Annotated in this window: 17 protein-coding genes and 1 pseudogene; 5 read left to right on the top strand and 13 right to left on the bottom strand. The window is 70.6% G+C overall.

Annotated elements, in window-relative coordinates:
- Nucleotides 1–164 precede the first annotated feature (164 nt).
- The gene (locus tag ACZ5MC_RS19465; protein WP_464516554.1) at nucleotides 165–815 is read left to right on the top strand and encodes a hypothetical protein; all 651 of its coding nucleotides are present in this window, start codon (nucleotides 165–167) and stop codon (nucleotides 813–815) included.
- Nucleotides 816–820: 5 nt separating this feature from the next.
- On the opposite strand, the gene ACZ5MC_RS19460 is transcribed toward ACZ5MC_RS19465, so the two are convergent.
- Nucleotides 821–3,970 carry a GAF domain-containing protein gene (locus ACZ5MC_RS19460; protein ID WP_464516553.1) on the bottom strand — a complete coding sequence of 1,050 codons (3,150 nt, stop codon included), beginning with the start codon at nucleotides 3,968–3,970 and terminating at the stop codon, nucleotides 821–823.
- Between the two features lie 127 nt (nucleotides 3,971–4,097).
- A pseudogene (locus ACZ5MC_RS19455) lies at nucleotides 4,098–4,781 on the bottom strand (OBAP family protein).
- 106 nt (nucleotides 4,782–4,887) lie between these two features.
- Here ACZ5MC_RS19455 and ACZ5MC_RS19450 point away from each other — a divergent pair.
- The 3 genes from ACZ5MC_RS19450 (at nucleotide 4,888) to ACZ5MC_RS19440 (ending at nucleotide 7,961) form a co-directional block, all read left to right on the top strand.
- Nucleotides 4,888–5,919: a hypothetical protein gene (locus ACZ5MC_RS19450; protein ID WP_464516552.1), complete on the top strand. Its 1,032-nt coding sequence runs from the start codon at nucleotides 4,888–4,890 to the stop codon at nucleotides 5,917–5,919.
- Nucleotides 5,920–6,131: 212 nt separating this feature from the next.
- Nucleotides 6,132–7,235: a ribosome small subunit-dependent GTPase A gene (rsgA, locus tag ACZ5MC_RS19445; protein ID WP_464516551.1), complete on the top strand. Its 1,104-nt coding sequence runs from the start codon at nucleotides 6,132–6,134 to the stop codon at nucleotides 7,233–7,235.
- Nucleotides 7,236–7,409: 174 nt separating this feature from the next.
- On the top strand, nucleotides 7,410–7,961 hold the full coding sequence (locus ACZ5MC_RS19440) for a hypothetical protein (RefSeq protein ID WP_464516550.1): 552 nt from the start codon (nucleotides 7,410–7,412) through the stop codon (nucleotides 7,959–7,961).
- Here the strand turns inward: ACZ5MC_RS19440 and ACZ5MC_RS19435 are convergent.
- Nucleotides 7,958–8,935, bottom strand: a complete 978-nt coding sequence (locus ACZ5MC_RS19435) for a PP2C family protein-serine/threonine phosphatase (protein WP_306602151.1) — start codon at nucleotides 8,933–8,935, stop codon at nucleotides 7,958–7,960. The two genes, ACZ5MC_RS19440 and ACZ5MC_RS19435, sit on opposite strands and share 4 nt — an antisense overlap.
- A gap of 86 nt (nucleotides 8,936–9,021) precedes the next feature.
- Between ACZ5MC_RS19435 and ACZ5MC_RS19430 the strand changes: the two genes are divergently transcribed.
- Nucleotides 9,022–9,630 carry a CGNR zinc finger domain-containing protein gene (locus tag ACZ5MC_RS19430; protein WP_306602150.1) on the top strand — a complete coding sequence of 203 codons (609 nt, stop codon included), beginning with the start codon at nucleotides 9,022–9,024 and terminating at the stop codon, nucleotides 9,628–9,630.
- Between the two features lie 16 nt (nucleotides 9,631–9,646).
- Here the strand turns inward: ACZ5MC_RS19430 and ACZ5MC_RS19425 are convergent, their stop codons facing one another.
- The 10 genes from ACZ5MC_RS19425 to motA all read right to left on the bottom strand — a co-directional run bounded on the left by ACZ5MC_RS19425 (nucleotide 9,647) and on the right by motA (nucleotide 19,374).
- The gene (locus ACZ5MC_RS19425) at nucleotides 9,647–9,856 is read right to left on the bottom strand and encodes a TOBE domain-containing protein (protein ID WP_306602149.1); all 210 of its coding nucleotides are present in this window, start codon (nucleotides 9,854–9,856) and stop codon (nucleotides 9,647–9,649) included.
- Between the two features lie 36 nt (nucleotides 9,857–9,892).
- On the bottom strand, nucleotides 9,893–10,975 hold the full coding sequence (locus ACZ5MC_RS19420; protein WP_464516549.1) for a molybdenum ABC transporter ATP-binding protein: 1,083 nt from the start codon (nucleotides 10,973–10,975) through the stop codon (nucleotides 9,893–9,895).
- Nucleotides 10,966–11,631 (bottom strand): molybdate ABC transporter permease subunit, encoded by a 666-nt coding sequence (modB, locus tag ACZ5MC_RS19415; RefSeq protein WP_306602147.1) that lies wholly within the window; start codon nucleotides 11,629–11,631, stop codon nucleotides 10,966–10,968. Before modB ends, ACZ5MC_RS19420 begins: the two co-directional genes overlap by 10 nt.
- A gap of 146 nt (nucleotides 11,632–11,777) precedes the next feature.
- Nucleotides 11,778–12,371: a GNAT family N-acetyltransferase gene (locus ACZ5MC_RS19410; protein WP_306602146.1), complete on the bottom strand. Its 594-nt coding sequence runs from the start codon at nucleotides 12,369–12,371 to the stop codon at nucleotides 11,778–11,780.
- A gap of 211 nt (nucleotides 12,372–12,582) precedes the next feature.
- Nucleotides 12,583–13,176, bottom strand: a complete 594-nt coding sequence (locus tag ACZ5MC_RS19405; RefSeq protein ID WP_464516548.1) for a putative quinol monooxygenase — start codon at nucleotides 13,174–13,176, stop codon at nucleotides 12,583–12,585.
- Between the two features lie 55 nt (nucleotides 13,177–13,231).
- Nucleotides 13,232–13,804 (bottom strand): hypothetical protein, encoded by a 573-nt coding sequence (locus ACZ5MC_RS19400; RefSeq protein ID WP_306602144.1) that lies wholly within the window; start codon nucleotides 13,802–13,804, stop codon nucleotides 13,232–13,234.
- Nucleotides 13,805–13,818: 14 nt separating this feature from the next.
- The gene (locus tag ACZ5MC_RS19395; RefSeq protein ID WP_464516547.1) at nucleotides 13,819–16,989 is read right to left on the bottom strand and encodes a C10 family peptidase; all 3,171 of its coding nucleotides are present in this window, start codon (nucleotides 16,987–16,989) and stop codon (nucleotides 13,819–13,821) included.
- A 173-nt stretch (nucleotides 16,990–17,162) separates the two neighbouring features.
- Entirely contained in the window at nucleotides 17,163–17,612 is a 450-nt protein-coding gene (locus ACZ5MC_RS19390; RefSeq protein WP_464516546.1) for a hypothetical protein, read from the bottom strand.
- Between the two features lie 13 nt (nucleotides 17,613–17,625).
- Nucleotides 17,626–18,501, bottom strand: a complete 876-nt coding sequence (locus ACZ5MC_RS19385; protein ID WP_306602141.1) for a flagellar motor protein MotB — start codon at nucleotides 18,499–18,501, stop codon at nucleotides 17,626–17,628.
- Nucleotides 18,502–18,507: 6 nt separating this feature from the next.
- Nucleotides 18,508–19,374, bottom strand: coding sequence for a flagellar motor stator protein MotA (gene motA, locus ACZ5MC_RS19380; RefSeq protein WP_306602140.1), 867 nt, complete (start codon nucleotides 19,372–19,374; stop codon nucleotides 18,508–18,510).
- Nucleotides 19,375–19,469 lie beyond the last annotated feature (95 nt).

Below are 19,469 nucleotides of genomic sequence, written 5' to 3'. Positions count from 1 at the left end.
GGACCGTCCCAAAACCAGACCCGCCGGCCGCGCGAACTCATCCCTGATCGCGAACGGGCTCGCCGTCCATCTCCGACAGCCAGGCTAATCCTCTGCGGCCCGCGGGAGTCACCGCGCCCGACCTCCCGCTATGATTGAGACATCCCCCAACCCGGAGTTCCGCCGTGCAGAACCTTCACGAGCCTATCAAGCATTTCGCCAAATCCCTTTTGGCGACCTTCCTGGGCCTGCTCATGGCCCTGGGGCTGGACAGCTGGAACCACGCCCGGGTGCAGCGGCGGGTGGCCCAGGCGGCCCTGGCGTCCGTGCTCCGGGAGACCGAAGGCAACCGGAAGGCTCTCCACAACCTGGCCGTCGCGAACCAGGACCTGCCCCGGAACCTGGCCCTGACCATCGCCGCCCTGGAGAGCCTCCAGGAGGCCCGGAGCAGCCAGCGCCCCTGGACCCTCCCGAAGGAGCTGGGGAACCTCTCGATCCAGCACACCGCCGGCAACCTCAAGAGCTCGGCCTGGGGCATGGCGCTGGCGGACCAGTCCGTGCAGCGCTTCCCCAAGGCCCAGGCCGAGGAGCTGGCCAACTTCTACCAGCAGCTGGGCCGCCTCCAGGCCTACCTGGACCAGCCCGTGGACTACACGCCCATCTCCGCCCTGGGCGGGGTCTCCACGGCCACGGACGCGAAGCGCCGCCTGGAACGCTTCAGCCCCGCGGAGCTGGAACGGATCCTCTGGAACCTCCGCGAACTCAAGGTGCGCTTCGAGCTGGTCCGCATGTGGGCCGAAGGGCTGGGTGGGATCCCTACGGCGAAGGGCGCCTGAACCCGTCAGCCGGTGCCGTCCAGGATCGCCCGGACCTTCTGCAGCAGTTCCACCGGGCTCATGGGCTTGGCCAGGAAGCGGGTGTCGTTGCCGAAGAAGCCTTCGGAATCCAGGGCGTCCGCGGTGTAGCCGCTGATGAAGAGGACCTTGACGCCGGGGTCCAGGCCCCGGATGCGATCGTGGGCCTCCCGCCCGCCCATCCGCGGCATGATGACGTCCATGATCAGCAGGTCGATCTCCTTCGCCTGGGCCTGGAACCGCTCCAGCGCTTCCTGTCCGTCCACGGCCTCCAGGACGCGGTAGCCGGCTTCCCGCAGGACGGTGCCGGCCAGGGCCCGCACGTCCGGGTCGTCCTCCACCAGCAGCAGGGTCTCGCTGCCGCCCTGCGGCTCCGCCGCCTCCCGCTCCGGATCCGCGTCCTCCACGAGCTCGCCGACGAGGGGCAGGTAGATCCGGAACGAGGTGCCCTGGCCCGGCTCGCTGTAGACGTTGATGGCGCCTTCGTGCTGCTTGACGATGCCGTAGGCGATGGCCAGGCCCAGGCCGGTGCCCTTCCCCTTCTCCTTGGTGGTGAAGAAGGGCTCGAAGATCTTCGCCCGGGTCGCTTCGTCCATGCCGGTCCCGCTGTCGGACACCGTGATCAGCCCGTACCGGCCCGCCGCCCCGAACCCCTGGGCGCCGATGACGTCCTTGCCGAGGTCCTTCCGTTCGGTGGTGATGGCCAGCCGGCCGCCGTCGGGCATGGCGTCCCGGGCATTGGTGGCGAGGTTCATGAGGACCTGCTCGATCTGGCCCGGGTCGGCCATGGCGGTCAGGGGGAAATCCGCCAGGTGGATGACCAGGTCGATGTCCTCGCCGATGAGGCGGCGGAGCAGGCTCTCGACGTTCCGGACGATGCCGTTGAGGTCCACCGGCCGGGGCAGGAGGAGCTGTTTCCGGCTGAAGGCCAGCAGGGCGCGGGTCAGGTTGGCGGCCCGGTCCGCCGCGGCCAGGATCTGGTCGAGGTAGCCATCCGAAGGGGTCCCGGCGCCCAGGTTCCGTTTCGCCAGGTTGCTGAACCCGATGATGGCCGTGAGGAGGTTGTTGAAATCGTGGGCCACGCCGCCGGCCAGCTTGCCGATGGCTTCCATCTTTTGGGATTGCCGGAGCTGCTCTGCGAGTTTCTGCTGCTCGGTGATGTCCCGCCCGAAGGCCAGCGCCCCCACGATCCGCCCGTCGGCGTCGCGCTCGGGCGCGAACCGCACGCTGTGGGTCCGGAGCTCGCCGGTGCCGTCGGGGACGCTCAGTTCCACATCCGCCGCTTCCCCGCTGGCGATGACCCGGCTCAGGACGGCCTGGTAGCGCTCGATCTCGCCGGGGCGGCCATGCCCTTCCTGGGCGGCCAGCTCCAGGGGCGTCCTGCCCTGGATCGCGGCCTCCGACACCGACATGGTGGTCTTGAACCGGGTGTTGGCATAGAGGGTCCGGCACGCGCGGTCGTACCGGACGATATTGTCGGGGGAATGCTCCGCCAGGCAGCGGTATTCCTCCTCACGGACCTCCACCGCCGCCTCGACCCGCATGCGTTCGGCGATGTCCCAGGAAAGGTCGCCCAGCTGGGAGAGGATCTCCAGATCGGTTTCCTGGTAGTCCGTGGGCTTGTTGCCGATGCCGATGATCGCCTTGATCAGGCCGCCCCGGAGGATCGGCGCCACGGCCTCCCGGAGGACGGGGGCGTGCCCCTCCGGAAGCCCCTTCCGGTGGGGCAGGTTCGGATAGTCGTTGTGGATGACCGGGCCGCCCAGGTGGACGCAGTCCACCCAGACTCCGGCCTGGTCGATGGGGTAATGGCTCCCCTTGCCCTCGGCCGAGCACATGTTCTTCAAGGTGTTCGTGGACCAGGTCTGCAGGTGGAGGGTGCGCTGGTCGGGCTCGACGAAATGGTAGAAGCCGATGGTGCTGCCCGTGAGCGCCTCGATCTCGTCCAGGGACGCGGTGAGCAGCTCGTCGAGGGAATGGGAGCTGGCGAATTCCAGCAGGCGCAGGCGCGCCCGCATGACGGCCTCGCCCCGCTTGCGCACCTCCCGCGCCCGCAGGACCGTCACGCCGAAGGCCAGGTCCCCGGCCAGTTCCTCCAGGAGCCGCATCTCCTCCTGGGTGAACGCGCCGGATTCCGTCGAGTAGATGCCGAGGACCCCGAAGGGCTCGGCGCCCTCGGCGCCCAGGGGCAGGGCCAGGGTGGACCGGTCGCCCCGTTCCCGCGCGTTCGACCGCCATGGGCCCGGGCCCGCGTTGGCATCCAGGTCCTGGAAACAAACGGGACGGCCGGTGCGGACCGCGCATCCGGCGGGTCCCTTGCCCTGATCCGTGTCCGCCCAGGTGAGGCGTTCCGCCAGGAGGTAGCCTTCCCCGCAGCCCGCCCGGGCGACCACGCGGATGGTCTTGTCCGGGTCGTGCTCCACATAGCCCACCCAGGCCAGGTGGTAGCCGGCCTCCTCGCAGATGATCCTGCAGATGGCGTCCAGCAGGAGATGCTCGTCCTCGGCCCGCATGAGGACCTGGTTGCAGTCGCTGATGGCGCGCAGTTCCCGGTTCAGGCGTTGCTGTTGTTCCTCCGCCTGCCGGCGCTCCTCCATCTCCCGGCGCAGCTGGAGGTTCTTCAGTCCGATCTCCGCCAGCAGCCTCACGATCCGCTGAAGGAAGAGCACCTCGCGGTGGATGTAGGCGCTGCTGAAGGTGGGGACCCGGTCCAGGGCCTGGAGGTAGGCCGCCTCGTCGAAACCCAGGGCCCGGGCCTGGGCCACGAAGAACGCGCGGTCCGGCGGATCCTCCTCGCGGAAGAACTGGCCCGCGAACATGGTGCCCAGGAGTTCGCCGTCGACCAGGATGGGCATCGCGACGTCGATCATCCCGTTTCCGCAGCGGTACTCCAGCATCCGGCCCCCGGGGTCCGCCAGGTGGGCCTTGATGCAGGCATCGCTCTCCCGGCACCGCGCCGCCGTGACCGGGTTCTCCCGGTGGAAGCGGGTGCAGATGTCCTGCCAGCCCACCGAGATGAGCTTTTCCTCATTCGGGTCCAACAGGGCGCAGGCCATGCCGGAGGACAGGTGGTGCGATTCCATGAGCTGCCGGATCTGCTCCAGGTCGACCAACGCTTCCAACGCGTACCTGGCCATGGATCACCACGAATGTGCCCCACCCTACCACTTCGCCGTCAGGGCCGTTCAGGATATTTGCCTGTTTTTCAGCGGAATCTCCCATGGGCACCTTCGCGGCGATCATCACCGTCCCGGCTGATCCGGGTCAGTGCATGGGAATGCGCGTCACGGGCGGCGGACCCTGGGGCCTGAGCTCCAGCTGCTCGGGAACTCCGTTCCGCCAGGCATCCGCCTCGGGCGCCACCGGGGGCACCGGCAGGTCCGCCCGCTGGCGCCGCTTTTCCGCGGTGGACGTGCCCAGGTCCCGGTCCCGTTCCGCCACCCGTTTCGGATCCACCTGTCCGTCCGCCGTGAAGCCCATCATCAGCTGGGGGATGCCCAGGGGCAGGCGATCGCCCCGGTCCACCTGTCAGGTGTGCCAGGTCTTGCCGTAGGTGGTGGCGAAGTCCTTCATCATCGCCTTCTCCGCGGCGCCGGGGAGGCCGGGGGCCAGGAGCAGTCCCGAGGCGACCTCGTAGGCATGGCTGTGCCAGAGCCGCTTCTCCCCGGCGGGGAGCCCCGCGAACACCTGGGCGGTGGCGACGTACTCGATGCCGATGAGCCGGGCGTTCCGCCGGTTGGAATCGTAGATGACGCACTGCATCAGGCCGTCGGCCGTGTGGGCGCAATAGTGATGGGCGATCACCTGCCGGTCCTGGCGCCCGTTGTAGAAATGCAGTCCGCACACGTAGGCGTGCACGTTCCTGAGGGGGGCCGCCTCCTGGGGCCGGGCCGGGGCCGCGGGCAGGGCGGAGAGAAGGCATGCAAGCAGGGAGGGGATGCGGTTCATGATCGGAGGCTCCAGGGTGGGTTTCCACCTCCCTTCGATGCCGCCCGAGGGGCCCTTCCACCCTGGGGTGGTAGAATGGGTTCAAATCCAGACCGGGCGGTGACCCATGATCCGAGCCTTCGTGCTCCTCGCCGCATGCATGCTGTCCGCCCAGAGGCCTCCCCGGGCCCTGGTCTTCGAGCGGCGGGCCGAGCCGCGGGAGAAGGCGCTCACCCTCCTGGTGCCCCGGGGGTGGTCCCTGGAGGGGGGCGCCTTCCGCATCCTGGACGAGCGCCACGGGGGCGCGCTCAACATGACGGAATGCAAGTTCGACCTGGCCGCCAAGAGCGACCCCGCCGGGACGGTGATGATCCGTTGCCTGCCCGAGATGCTGTGCGTGGACGGGTCCCGGGCCTTCGGCAACCGGGAGGGGGCGGTCTTCAACAACGCCCTGGTGCGCAACAAACGGGACGCGGGACGGTTCCTGGTGGAGGTGGCCGTGCCCTACGCCCATCCCCGGGCCCGCAACCTCGTGGTCCGGGACCGCAGGAACCTCCCGGCCCTGGCCGCCGCCTATCGGCAGGCCGTGCCCCGGGAGCTCATGGCGGTGACCGACATGGGCTACCAGGCGGCCCTCGTGACGGTCGCGTACGAGGAGGACGGACGGCGCTACCTGGAGCGGCTCCTGACGGTCATCGAGGACTATGGCCGCGCCGGCGGGGGGTTGTGGAAGAACCGCATGACGCTGTTCATCCGCGCTCCCGAGGAGGCCTTCGCCGCGTGGGAACCCGTCCTCGCCGTCATCCAGGGCTCCGGGGACTGGAACCCGCGGTGGATCGAGGGGGAGCTCCGGGGCCAGGGGCAGCGCCAGCGGATCCTGGACCGCACCCAGCAGGACCTTCAGCGCCTGGACCGGGAGATCGCCGAAGGGAGGCGGAGGACGCAGGAGAGCATCCAGCGGGACATGTACCTGACGCTCACCACCCAGAACGACTACCGGAACCCGTTCACCGGCAGGATCGAGCGGGACACGGCGGCCTGGAAGCGCCGCTGGGTCAATGCGAGCGGGAACCTGATCTATACCGACGACACGTCCTACGATCCCAACCGGGATCCCGCCCTGAAGGTCCAGGGCTACCAGTTGTCCCAGGGCCGCTGAGGCACCGCCTTCCAGGGGAGGGATTGCCTTCCGGCAGGCTGCGCTGTAGCCTTGGGGGCGGAGTGTGGATGCGCCTGCTGCATGCGACAACGAGGATGAGCCTGGAGACGGTTGCGGTCTCCGGGGCCGTGGCCTAGACCCGCGGCCCCTGGGCCTCTCAAGGACGCCCCGGTCCGGGGCTTGAGCGAAGCTTCATCCAGGAACCTCCAGCCATGACACACCCAATGAACGCTCCGGCGGGCACCGGCCCCGCCTTGAACCCTTGCGAACCCCTGTCCAGCTTCGGCTGGCCGAGGGATCCTGAATTCCGGGCGCCCATCCCGCCCCTTTGCGAACCGGGACGGGTGGTGGCGGCGGCCCGGGGCCTGGCCCTGGTCCGGACGGCCTCGGGCGAGTGCCTGTGCACGCCTTCGGGCAGGCTCCGGGAGCGGCTCCGGGCCGAAGGCCTGACCCTCTGCGCAGGGGACTGGCTCGTCCTGCGGCGGGAACCGGGGGACGCCCGGGCCCTGATGGTCGACCTGCTGCCCCGGGGGCCCTCGCTCACGCGGCAGGGCCCGGACGGCCGGCCCCAGTGCCTGGCCGCCAACCTGGACGTGGTCCTGCTGGTCATGGGCCTGGACCGGGACTGCAATGCGGCCCGCCTGGAACGGCTGCTCGCCCTGGCCTGGGGCAGCGGGGCGCGGCCCGTGGTCGTGCTCACCAAGGCGGACCTCAACGACCGGGTGGAAGCCTTCGCCGCCCGGATGGGAGGGGTGGCGCCCGGCGTCCAGGTCCTGACCGTGTGCGCGCCCACCGGCCTGGGAGTGGCGGAGGTGCGCGCCTGCCTGCAAGGGGGGCTCACGGGCGTCCTGGCGGGCTCTTCCGGCGCCGGGAAGTCCACCCTCCTCAACGCCCTCCTCGGCGAGGCGGCCCAGGCCACCCGGGCGGTGCGGGATTCGGACGGACGGGGCCGGCACACCACCACCGCGCGGGAGCTGTTCCTGCTCCCGGGGGGCGGCTGCCTCATCGACACGCCGGGCATCCGGGAAGTGGGCCTCCTCGCGGATGGCGCCGATCTGGACGGCGCCTTCTCCGAGGTCGCGGCGTTCGCCGGCCGCTGCCGGTTCCGGGACTGCGCCCACGAATCCGAGCCGGGGTGCGCCGTGCGGAAGGCCATCGCCGACGGCCTCCTGGACGCCAAGCGCTTCGGACACTTCCTCCAGCTCCGCCGGGAGGTGGCGTTCGAGGCCGCCCGCACCGACGAGCGCCTTCGGCGGGAGCGCGAGGACAGGTGGCGCCAGATCAGCAAGGCCCAGAAGGCCCTGCGGAAGCGATGACGCCACTGGACCGCCGGGGGAACTTCCGGCTTCTCCGGGCCACTCCGCTTGGGACCGTGAGGAGTGTGGCATGTTGTTTGATTTCTACAGATCAATATCGTCCAGGCGGGCAGCATGGGCGCTCCTGGGGGTCCTCCCGGTCCTGGCCATGCCCCCCAGACCCGCGCCGAACCTGTGCGCCTATCCGGAAAGCTCCGGCGGGAACGGGCGCTGAACCGGGAGCTGCCCACGGTGGAGGAGGTGGACGCGGGCCCCGTGGCCACGGTCACGCACGGCCTGGAGGAGAAGAAGGCCTCCCTCCCGGTCCCTGAAGCCAAGGAAGCGCCGGCCTCCCTGCCCGGCAACGCCTTCGACGTCCTGGAATCCCTTGACCTGCACCTGAGCGACGACCGCATCGCGCACATCCTGAAGCGGCACAGCCACGGCCTGCCCAACGGCCGGGGACAGTTCAACGCCGCGGCCAGCACCCGGGAGGGGCTCCTGGCGCTCCTGTCCAAGGGCCTGGCGCGGGCCGGGGAGGCGGGCAAGGTGGTCAAGCGCTACGACCCCAGCGGCATCCTCCACACGCCCTGCTGGATGGACGCCCCCGTCGGCCGCTACCAGGCCCAGGGCGCCTGGAAGGAGACCCCCTGCTTCGACGTGGTCACCCTGCGGGTGCCCCTGGAGGACGGGACCTCGGCGCAGGTCGTGCTCTCGGCGTATCCGGTGAATCCGCGCAAGTTCTAGCCGGCCCACCGCACCGCCACCAGGGTGAGGTCGTCCTGCCGGGGCGCGCCCTCCAGGAACCGGTCCAGGGCCGCCCGGCAGGCCGCAAGCAGCTCCGGCAGGGGCAGCCGGAAGGCCTGGCCCAGCGCAGCGGCGGCCCGGCCGATTCCGAACTCCTCCTCGTCCTTCGTCCCCTCGGTCCAGCCGTCGGTGTAGAGGAGGAGGGTCTGCCCGGGACGGAAGACGAGGTCCTGGCGCGGAAAGACGGAATCGGGAAAGAGGCCGAGGGGGAGGCCGCCGCCCGCCACGGGGCGCACGCCCTGGTCATCCGCCAACAGGGGCTGGGTGTGGCCCGCGTTGGCCAGTTCCGCCTCGCCGCCGGAAGCGAGGCGGAGGGCGGCCAGGGTCGCGTAGCTGGTGGTCAGGGTGGCCTGGGCGAAGAGCCCGTTGGCCTGGGCCAGCAGGTCCGTCAGCGGCTGGCCCGCGGGCGCCAGGGCCCGGAACAGGGCGTTGAGGTGGGCCTGCAGGAGGGACGCGGCGACGCCCTTGCCGGCCACGTCGCCCAGGAGGAGGTGCAGCGGGTCCCCCGGCCGCAGGGGGCGGATGAGGTCCACGTGGTCGCCGGAGACGGCGCCCCTGGGCTCCCAGAGGTGGGCCACCTCCCAGCCGTCGCAGGTGGTGAAAGGGGCGGGGAGGAGGGCGCGCTGGACCCGTCCGGCCGTCTCCAGGTCCCGCTCCAGGGCGCGGCGGGCTTCGGGGGTGAGGCAGTCCAGGCACACCTGCAGGAGGGGATCCCGGGCCAGCTGGTCGGGGGGGACGGCTTCCCGGCACACGCAGCAGGTGCCCCAGCGGCCGGTCTCCAGGGCGCCGATGGCGCCGTCCACCCGGCGCAGGAGGTCCGCCAGGCGCTCCTCGTGGGCCGCGGAGGCCAGGTGGGCCAGGTGGTCCCGGCCGGCGGTGAGACGGTCCAGCAGCAGGGTCTCGGTGGGCGTCATGGATAACCTCCTCACGCATTCGTGGCGGTTAAGATAATTCCCGGCCAATAACCTGTCAAGGGTCGTTTATGGGTTATATTGAGGGCATGGACGCCCTCCTCGCAACGCCCTCCTTTGATCGGTCCGGCGGCAGCCTCTGCCTGGATTTCGCCAACACCTGGCCGGACCGGGAGCGGGAGGAGAGTGATCAGCTCCAGTCGGTGGTCCACGTGGCCGCCTTCGCGCGGCAGGCCGGCCTGGTGGACGAAGCGTTGGAGGAGGTCCTGGCCCGGCGGGTCCGGGAGGAGCCCGCGGCCGCCCGGGCGGCGCTGGTCCGGGCGCGGGAGGCGCGGGAAGCCATCTTCGGGCTCTGTTCGGACAGCGCGGCGGGACGGCCGGCGCGGCCGGGCGACCTCCGGATCTTCAACCGGGCCCTGGCGGACGCCCTGGGCCACCTCCGTCTCGAACCGGGGGAGGGCGGATTCCGGTGGGGCTGGGAAGGGTCCTCCCTGGACGCTCCGCTGTGGCCCATCCTGCGCTCGGCGGCGGACCTGCTGGCCTCGGAGGACCGGGGCCGGATCCGGGAATGCGCGGGGCCCCAGTGCACCTGGCTGTTCCTGGACCGAAGCCGGGCGGGCACCCGGCGCTGGTGCTCCATGAGCAGCTGCGGAAACCGGGCCAAGGCCAGGCGGCACTACCACCGCAAGGCGGTGTGACCGGTTCCGCCGCCCCTCAGTCGACGCCGACGATCACGTTCGAGGCCTTGATGATGGCGTGGGCGGTGATGCCGGGCTTGAGGCCCATGCCCTCCGCGGAGGCCTTGGTGATGGTGGAGACGATCTCCACGCCCGGGCTGAGCTCGATGACGATCTCGGATTCCACGGCGCCGTGGTTCACCTTCGTGATGCGGCCTTTCAGGACGTTGCGGGCGCTGAGTTTCATGTCCACCTCCGCGGGGCGGCCGCCCCGAGGGGCTGATTATGCACCCGGAGGCTCCTCGATGGGCACCACCTGGATGGCGCTGGCCTTGATGAGGGCATGCACCTCCTGGCCGGCGGCCAGTTCGAGATCCTGGGCGGCCCAGGTGGTGATGAGGGCGTGGAGGGGGAAGCCCGCGTCCAGGACCACCCGCGTGAGGGCGCCCAGGGGCTCCAGGCCGGTGATGGTGGCGGGAAGGCGGTTGCGCTGGGTCATCAGGCCGTGGGGGCCGCGCTCCAGGGACACGCCCTCGCCCCGGATGCAGGCGTAGGCCTCCCGGCCGGCGCCGCCGGGGTCCGGGGCGAACAGTTCCGCGGACCCCGCCGCCAGGCGCAGGAGGCCCTCCTGGGTGCCGGTCACCCGGGTCCGCACCACGGCCCCCACCTGGTCGCCGGGGACGCCGCCGGCGCCGGCGAGGACGGCGGCGGGGGCGCCGTCCCGCACGATGCGGCCCTGGTCCATGAGCAGCATGCGGTCGCCCAGGGCCAGGGCCTCCACCGGGTCGTGGGTCACCAGGACGGCCGGGACGTCCAGGGCGCGAAGGATCTGCCGGAGGTTGTGGCGGAGGAGGTCCGCGGCGGAGCGGTCCAGGGAGGCGAAGGGCTCGTCCAGCAGGACCAGGCGGGGCCGGGGCGCCAGGGCCCGCGCCAGGGCCACGCGCTGCTTCTGGCCGCCGGAGAGCTCCCGGGAGCGCCGGCCTTCCAGGCCCCGGAGGCCCATGAGCTCCACCAGCTCCTCCACGCGCCGCTGCCGTTCCTCCCGGGGGCGGCCCAGGAGTCCGTAGGCGATGTTTCCCGCCACCGTGAGGTGGGGGAAGAGCGCCGAGTCCTGGAAGACGTACCCGATGCCCCGCCGGGAAGGGGAGACGAAGGGGCCCGGCCCGAACCAGGTCGCGTCCGCGGCCCGGATGGAGCCGTGGTCGGGGGTCTCCAGCCCGGCCAGGCACCGCAGGAGGGTGGTCTTGCCGCAGCCCGAGGGGCCGAAGAGCACGGTGAGGCTGAACCTGCCCAGCTCCAGTTCCAGTTCGCCGCGGATGGTGGGGCCCTGGGGGAAGGTCCTGGTGAACGACGCCCTCAGGCCCATGGGCGCTCCCGGGAACGGAGCCAGGCGGTGCCCGAGAGCACCGCCAGGGCGAAGGCCAGGAGCAGGAGGGCGGTGCGGTTGGCGCCGGCCATGTCGAAGGCCTGCACCTGGTCGAAGAGGGCGATGGAGGCGGTGCGGGTGGTCCCGGGCAGATTCCCGCCCACCATCAGCACGACCCCGAATTCCCCGATGGCGTGGGCGAAGCTGAGGATCATGGCCGAGAGCAGGCCGCGCCAGGCCAGGGGCAGGGCCACCCGGAGGTAGACGCCCAGGGGGCTCGAGCCCAGGGTCGCGGCCACCTCCAGGAGGCGCCGGTCCACGCCCCCCAGGGAGGCCACCAGGGGCTGGAGGAAGAACGGCAGGTTGGTGGCGACCTGCGCCAGGAGCAGGCCCTGGAAGCTGAAGACGAGCCGCGCGCCCGTGAGGTGCTCCCAGGCCGCCCCGATGGGGCTGCGGGGTCCCAGGGCGACGATGATGTAGAAGCCCAGCACCGTCGGGGGGAGGATGAGGGGCAGGGACGTGAGGGCTTCCAGGAGCACCTTGCCCCGGAACCGTCCCAGGGACAGAGGCCAGGCCAGCAGGATGCCGATGGGCAGCAGCAGGGCCACGGAGCAGCCTGCGAGCCGCAGGCTCAGACGGATGGCCTCCCAGTCCATGTCAGGGTCTTCCGGGGATGGCGGACTGCGGGGCGGGGCCTTCCAAGCGGACTCCAGGGTCGATGTCTGTTATCTCATACATCGCCGCGGCAGATCCAGACCTGCCGTGGCGCCAGGCTCCACCCCCCGAGGGCCGGGCCGGCCTCCTAGGCGGCGGGCCGGATCCGGACCCGTACCAGGATTGTGAAGATGGTGATCACCTGAAGCGTGCCCACCAGGGTGCTGCCGGCCCTGAGCAGGCTCCGCTGGCTTGAGACGTTGGCCGGGTCGACCTCCATGAGGATCCGGGTGCCCTTGGGGAGGCGTCCCTCCATGAAGCGAAGCAGCTCACGGTTGTACCCCTTCCCTCGGAATTCCGGGCGAACGAAGGCCTTGCCGAAGTAGGTGGCGTTGGGACCCAGGTGCCGGGCCAGGGGGCTGTAGGGGAATTCCCACCGGTGCCCCACCGCCTCGTCTCCGACGCAGAGCACGCCGGCCACCGCGGAGCGCCGGAAGTAGCCGGGGTTCAGCTCCCCACCGGACCGGCGCAGGAGATCCAGGCCCGGATCCTCCTCGGAATGCACCGTGATCGCGCGCATGCCCTCCGGGAGCACATGGGCGGCGCCGGTTGCGTACCGTTCGAACAGAAGGGTCTCGGACACGTAGGAAATCCGCTGGCGGAGGTGGTGCAGCGCCGCCATGACCCCCTGCTCCTTCCGCAGGCGGAGGAGGTCGTCCAGGAAGCGGGAAATCCTACCCACGGCCATCGCTCCAGGCGCCCAGCACCATTCCACCCCCACTGGCGGCATGCAGATGCCACCTTCCAGTCATGATTGCCCATTCCCGGCCCCAGGAAAAGACACCGGATTGATACCTGAAGCGAAATTGCGCCACCGGCACGAGAGGCTTCCCCTTTTCCCTGGGAGGTCGGAACATCCGGGGATGTCCTGGAGCGTCTGGGCGGGAGACCCGCTACACGGGTTCCAGCACATGGATCTCCACGGCCTCCACCAGGTCCTTCTGGCGGTCCCGGGAGGCGCGGAAGGCGGGCGTGGCCATGTGGGCCGCCAGGGCGCCGCGGCTCTCCCAGGATTCCAGGAAGGCCAGGCTGGCGGGGTTGGCCGGGTCGCGGTGGAGGTCGTACCGAAGGCAGCCCGGCTCCAGGCGGGTGGGGGGCACCATGCTGCCGAGCTCGGCGGCCAGGGCGGCTTCGCAGCCGGGGCGGGCGGTGACGAAGGCGAGGACCGCCAGGGGCCCCGCGGCCATGGGGCCGGGCATGCCCAGCGGCTCCAGGGTGCGCACGTCGCGAGAGGCGATGAGGTCGGCCGCGGCGGCGCGCCAGGCCTGAACGTGGGGGCTCCTGCGGTGGGCCTCCAGGGCCCCTGCGTCCGCCCAGGTCTCAAGGTAGGCGATGACGCCGGGGTTCCCGGGGTCGCGGTGGAGCTCGTAGCGCAGGCAGCCCGGCTCGGCACGGGTGGGGCCCACGATCCGCGCGGCCTCCGCCTCCAGGGCGGCTCCGCAGCCGGGGCGCGCGGTGAACAGGGCTGCGAGGACGACCTGGGTCATGGGGATTCTCCGGGATGTCCTTCAACCATACCCCGGCTCGCCCCGGCGGGGGAGGCTACTGGGCGGCGATGCCCGAGACCGCGATGGTGATGGGCGCCAGGGTGCCGTCCGCGAGGAGGACCTTGCATCGTGCGGCATCGGGGACGAGGGTGGCCGCGGCGCCCGGGGCGAGGCCGGCCTGGAGGTCCAGGGCCAGGCGCAGGAGCGCCTTGTCCAGGGCCTTGGGGGCGGTCGTGCCCTTCTCGGCCACGGTGGCGGCGAGGACGGCGCCGGTGACCTTGCCCTTGAGGATGGGCGTGCCCGTTCCCAGGTCGAAGGCGGTGCCGTTGGCCACATACGTGCCGGCGGCGTCCGCGGCGTTCACGTTGCGCCAGGAGGCGGCGGTGCCGCCCAGGGTGAAGGCCGCCGTAACGCCGCAGCCCGTGGCGCCCGCGGGGCCCCACAGCTCCAGCACGAGGTGGGACGGGGTGCTGAGGGTGGCGTTCTTCTTCAGGAGGTAGGTGCCGGCGGTGGGATCGGCGTAGGCCAGGGACGTGGCCGTGGCGGGGGTGGTTTTGCCGCCGCCGCCACCCCCGCCGCAGGCGAGGAGGGCGCCGAGAAGGACCGGGAGGAGGATGCGCTTGTTCATGGGTGCCTCGGCAATCACTGCAGCTGGGTCAGGAGGGTGGCCAGGTCGGTGTCGTCCACCGTGCCGCTGCCCTTGAAGTTGGCGGGGCTGGCGGGGTTCCTCCCCCACTGCCCGGCGAAGGCCAGCAGGTCGGAAAGGCCCAGGGCGCCGTCGCCGTCCAGGTCCAGCCCCTTGACCGTGACCACCGCGGTGGCCTTGACCGCGGGGGCGAGCTTGTGGGTGGCGGTGAGGGTATAGGTGGTGGTGGCCAGGGGCACGGCGGCGGGGGCGGTGACCGTGGAGGCGAGGCCCGCGTCGGCGTGGGTGGCGGGAGCCGTGAGGGTCCAGTCCACGCCGAAGCCCAGGTCGCCGGAGGCGGTGAAGGTGGCGGTCCCGCCCGGGCGCAGGGTGGCGGCCGGAGGCGTCACGGCCAGGGCGAGGGCGCCCAGGTCCACGACCTGCACGGTGGCGGAGGCGGACCGGGAGGGCGCGCCGTTGCTGGTTGCGGTGACGGTGTAGGTGCCCGGCGAGGCCGAGGACCACGTCGCCGTGGTGCCGCCGGTGGCGCTGAAGGTCCCGCCGGTGGCGGTCCAGGTCACCGACGCGTCGGTGAGGGGGGTGACGGTCGAGGCGAAGGCGACGGCCTGCCCGAGGATCGCCGTGGGAGCCAGGGGCGCCAGGCCCACGGTGACGGCGGCCGGGTCCACCAGGGCCAGGGTCGTGCTGGCCGCGGCCCCGGTCTCCACGGGGGTGGCCGTGACGGTGCAGGTTCCCGCTGCCGCGCCCGCCGTGAAGAGGGTGGCGGTGCCGTCCCCGGCGGTGCGCGCCGCGCTGAAGGCGCCGTAGGCCGGGCTCACGGTCCAGTCCACCCGGTTGTCGGCGGTGAAGCCGGTGACCGTGGCGGAGAAGGAGGCCTGGCCTCCCGTGGCGATGGTGCGGGGGCCCTGGGCCAGGGCGGCGGCGGGGCCCGAGGCGCCCAGGGTCAGGGTCACGTCGTCGATGGCGAAGACGGTGCCCGTGTTGGCGGCCCCGGGCTGTACGGACTCGATGCGCAGGCGCACGGTCTGCCCCTTCCACGCCGCGAGGCTGTAGGGGCCGTAGGGAACCCACACCACCTTGCCGGTGCCGTCCACGGCGGCCGAGGTGTTGTCCAGGGTCCTGAGGGTGGCAAGGGTGTTCCCGCCCGTGTCCAGGACCATCACCTTGAAGAGGTTGGTGGCGGCGGCAGGGGTGGAGGCCTTGTTCGCGATGCCCGCCCAGAAGGCGAGGTCCATGGTGCCCGAGGCGGGGAGTTCGATGTCCTGCATGGCGAAGTCGGTGCAGGGCGCGGACCAGTCGCCGATGCAGAGCCACTTGGCGCCGCCGTGGGGCGTCACTTCGGCGTAGGCGCCGTCGGCCAGGACGACGCTGTCGTCCCAGAGGTTCCAGCCCTTGTTGCCGCTTTCGAAGTCGCCGTTGAAGAGCCGCACCACGCTCAGGGGCACGGGGACGCTGTCGGCGGTGCCCTGGGAGCCGGTGACCTTCAGGCCGATGGCGGCCTGGTCGTCGGTGGCCGCGGCGGCGGCCAGGGTGTACACCGGGCTGTCGGTGCCCACGGCGGTGCCGTTCTTGGTCCACTGGAAGTGCAGGGGGCCCAGGCCGACGGCACCGGCGGTGAAGGTCGCGGAGCCGCCCAGCTTCGCGCTCTGCGCCACAGGCTGCGGCGACACCACGGGAGTGGCGCCTGCGCCCTGGACCAGGTCGACGCCCCAGATGTTGCCGGTGGTGGCTCCATCCTGGGACACGTCTTCATGCACGAGGACGGCCTGGGGAAAGGCGAGCCCTGTCTTGGCCGCGGTGACGGTGGTGGCGCCCGGGGCGATCCCCTTCAGGGCATAGATGCCCGTGGCGCCGGTGGTGCTGCTGAGGATGCCGTCGGTGACGGTCACGCCGGCGACGGGGTTCCCGGAACCGTCAGTGACCCGCCCGCTGAGGATCTCCCCGGCCCCTTGCGGAAAGACGTTGTAGGTGATGAGGTCGATCAGGTTGAAATTGTAGTCGGTGCCGATGGCCGGGAGGTTGTACCAGGCATCCTCGCTGCCGCCCCAGCCCAGGTTGAGGTGGTGGTAGATGGTGGCGCCGTTGTACCCGTAACCATCGCAGACGATGCTGTGCCCGCCGTCGCCTTCGATGCCGAGCAGCACGGGGTAGCCGGCGTCCAGGTTGGGCTGGACCATCCGGGTGAGGCCGTTGCCGGTCATTTCCATGAGGTCCGTGCCGTCCCACCGGTAGCCGTTGATGGCGTTGGCGAACTTGAAGGTGTCCCGGAGGGCGTTGTCGATCAGCAGCGCGTTGGCGCTGGAGCTGGTGCTGGTGTAGGACATGTTCACGGAAAGGCCCGCGTCGTAGCACAGGGAGCCGATCATCTGGCGCTCGGCGTCGGTCGTCGACGTGGAGGGTTTCAGGGGCATGGAGGCCCAGGCGTAGGGGCCGCCCTGTCCGTCCCCGCCGCGGGTGTTCAGGAACTGCGTCGCGGAATCCACGGTGACCTTGAAGCTCTTCACCCCGATGCCGGCGGTGGGCCACTGGTGGAAGCGCATGAGCTGGGCCATGGAGGTGGCCACGCAGCCGCAGACGCTGTAGGACGGGGTGAAATAGTTGAACGTGACCTTCCCGCCGGCCTTGCCCTGGTTCCAGGTGCTGCCCACCAGGGGCGCCACCCGCACGTCCGGGACGCTGCCCACGGAAGAGGCGAGCATGCCGGAGGTTCCCAGGAGGGTCTTCCACCGGGACTGGGCCTTGCTGGCTGCGGCTTCCACGAGGCCGGGGCCCTTGGCGTCGCGGGCCTTGACCATCACGTCGAGACGGGTGCGGAGGTCCCGCTGGAGCATCAGGAACAGGTGGTTCTCGGGGTCCGGTTCCAGGCTGCCCCGGGCGGCGAAGGCGATGACGGGCTCCAGCGTGTCGTCGGGGGCCAGGACGAGAAATCCACCGCCGTCCAGTTTCACCTGGTGGAAGAGGATCCGGCCGTCGGTGTCCACGTGGCTCTCGATGCCGGCGAGTCCGGCCTGCAGCGGGGTCTCAAGGGGTCTGGGGGTGCGCTGGAGCCAGGCGCCGGCGGCGATGCCGGCCTGGGTCGCGGTGACCGGGGCGGCCAGGGCGGCGGTGCCTGCGGCCAGGAGAAACCCCAGGGCCGTGAAACGGGAACGGGGGGGCAGCAGTCGCATGGATCCTCCAGGGCACTCCGCGTGGCGTCAGGCGGGAATCCGGGAACCAAGGGGTTCCCGTGATTTTCCGCAGGTGGATGCGGACGAAGACGAGCCCGCCCACCCAGCGGGATCATGGTCTCGCTTCGGAAGGGCGGGCCGAAGTTAATTTAAGTTAAGGGGTGACGCAGGTTTCAGAACTCCAGCTCCACAATGTCCTCCACGGCGGCGCCGGGTTCGCCCAGCGTGCCGACCCTGAGGTGGAGGACGACGCCCTTGAGGGTCTCCGCCCGGATGCGGGCGTCCCGGCCGTTGAAGGCGGCCACGGTCCTGCCTGCGCGGTCCTTGACGAGGTACCGGATGGCCTTGAGGGCGCGGGCCCGGTTCAGGGGGTCCAGGATGAGGGCGCTCTTCCACAGGTGGACCAGGGGCCGGGACGGGTCCTCCCAGGGGCACTGGCCGGAGAAGGTCACCACGCGCAGCCCGGGGTTCTCCACGACGAAGGCCAGCTCCACCCGGAAGGGGGGCGCGAACCCCGCCGCCACGGCCCGCGGGGCGTCGACGCGCAGGATCACGTCCAGGGCCCTCCGGTCGGGGGCGGCCAGGAGGGGAAGTGCGGCCAGGAGGATGGGGAGGATTCGCATGGCCGGCCCGGCCCTACTTCTTCCTGGGCGGAACGACCTTCTGCCGTTCGGTCTCGGCCTTCTCGGTGGCGCTCGACAGCACGACGATGGAGATGCGCCGGTTCTGGGGGTCCTTGGGATCCTTGTCCTCCAGGGGCTGGGTGGCGGCGTAGCCGGTGACGCGCTGCACCTGGCCCGCGCGCAGGCCCGAGGACTCCAGGACACGCCGGGCGGAGTTGGCGCGGTCGGCGCTCAGCTCCCAGTTCGTGTAGGCCTGGTTGGGGTACTGCACGGCGTCCGTGTGGCCCCCGATGAGGATGTGGTTGGGGAGCTTGCCCAGCTCCTGGGCGATCTCCTTGAGGATGGCCAGGGTGTACGGCTTGAGGGTGGCCGAGCCTGAGTCGAAGAGCACCTGGGCGGCGCGGTCCTGCACCTGGATGCGCAGGCCCTCCGCGGTGAACTCGAACGAGATCTGGTTGGAGAAGGCCTGGAGGAGCTTGTCCTCCCGGAAGGCCTTGTCGATGGTCTGGGCCGTCTCCTCCATGGTCTTGCGTTCCTTCTCGCCGGAGTCCTCCTCGATGATCACGGCCTCGGGGCCGCTGCCCCCGTCCCCCGTGCCCTCCTTCATGCCGCGGCCTCCGGGGAGGATGCCGGATTTCTCCATCTTGTACGCTTCCATGATGGCCTTGCCCTTCTCCGTGTTGAAGAAGTTGGGATCCTGGAAGCTGCCGGCGATGCCGGCCTTGGTGTTGGAGGAGGCGCTGGCCAGCAGCCACATGAGGAGGAAGAAGGCCATGAGGGCGGTGACCAGGTCGGCGTAGGCCACCTTCCAGGCGCCGCCGTGGGCAGCGGCGTGGCCGCCCTTCTTCTTGACGAACTTGATTTTTACTTCGGGCTGCTGCTCGGCCATCTGGGGTTACCGGGGCTTGATCTGGCGGACCACTTCTTCCAGTTCCTGGGAGCCGGGGCGCTCGGGGGAGGGGATGTTGCGGCGGGCGAACTCCACGGCGGTGACCGGGGCCGCGCCGTTGCCGAAGGCCACCAGGCCCGCGCGCAGGGCGTTGAAGAAGGCGCCCTCGGCGGCCAGCACCTGGTCGATGTTCTTGGACAGGGGCTGGAAGACGCCGTAGGCCAGGAAGATGCCCAGGAAGGTGCCCACCAGGGCCGAGCCGACCTTGCCGCCGATGACGTTGGGGGGCTGGTCCAGGAAGCCCATGGTGATCACCACGCCCATGACGCAGGCGCAGATGCCGAAGGCGGGAAACCCGTCGGCCATGACCCCGACCGCTGCGCCCGGGGCGGCGGATTCGGCGTGATGCACGTCAAGATCCATATCCATGACCTGATCGATCTCGTCGATCTTGGCTGAACCATTAATAAGGAGCTTCATGGAGTCGCAGAAGAAATCCATGGCGTGGTGGTCGTGCATCACGGCCGGGTACTTCTTGAAGATGTTGGAGCTGTGGGGGTCGTTGACGTCCTGCTCCAGGGCGAGCAGGCCGCCCTTCTTGATGTTCACGTAGACCTCGTACTGGAGCATCAGGGACTCCATGTACACGGCCTTGGTGTATTTGCTGCCTTTGAGAGGTTTGGCGATGTTGGCGACCACGGACTTGATAGTGTTCATGGTGTTGCCGGCCAGGAAGGCGCCGATGGCCGCCCCGAACAGGATGGTGCCTTCGGCGGGCAGCGGCTCGAGGAGGACGTGGATCTTACCTCCCTCCATGAGATAACCGGCCATGACGGCCCCGATAACCACAACCAGACCGATTATGAAAAACATGTACAAAGCTCCCACTTCGTGTTTCGGAAACTCCAGCCGTCTTCTTAAATCTAGCTTAGAAAGTTCCCCTCTCTGCCAAGATGAAATACATAATA

The sequence above is a fragment of the Mesoterricola sp. JemC181 genome (assembly GCF_055384585.1).
The sequence above is the reverse complement of the archived record's forward strand: the minus strand, read 5'-3'. Positions and strand labels throughout refer to the sequence as shown.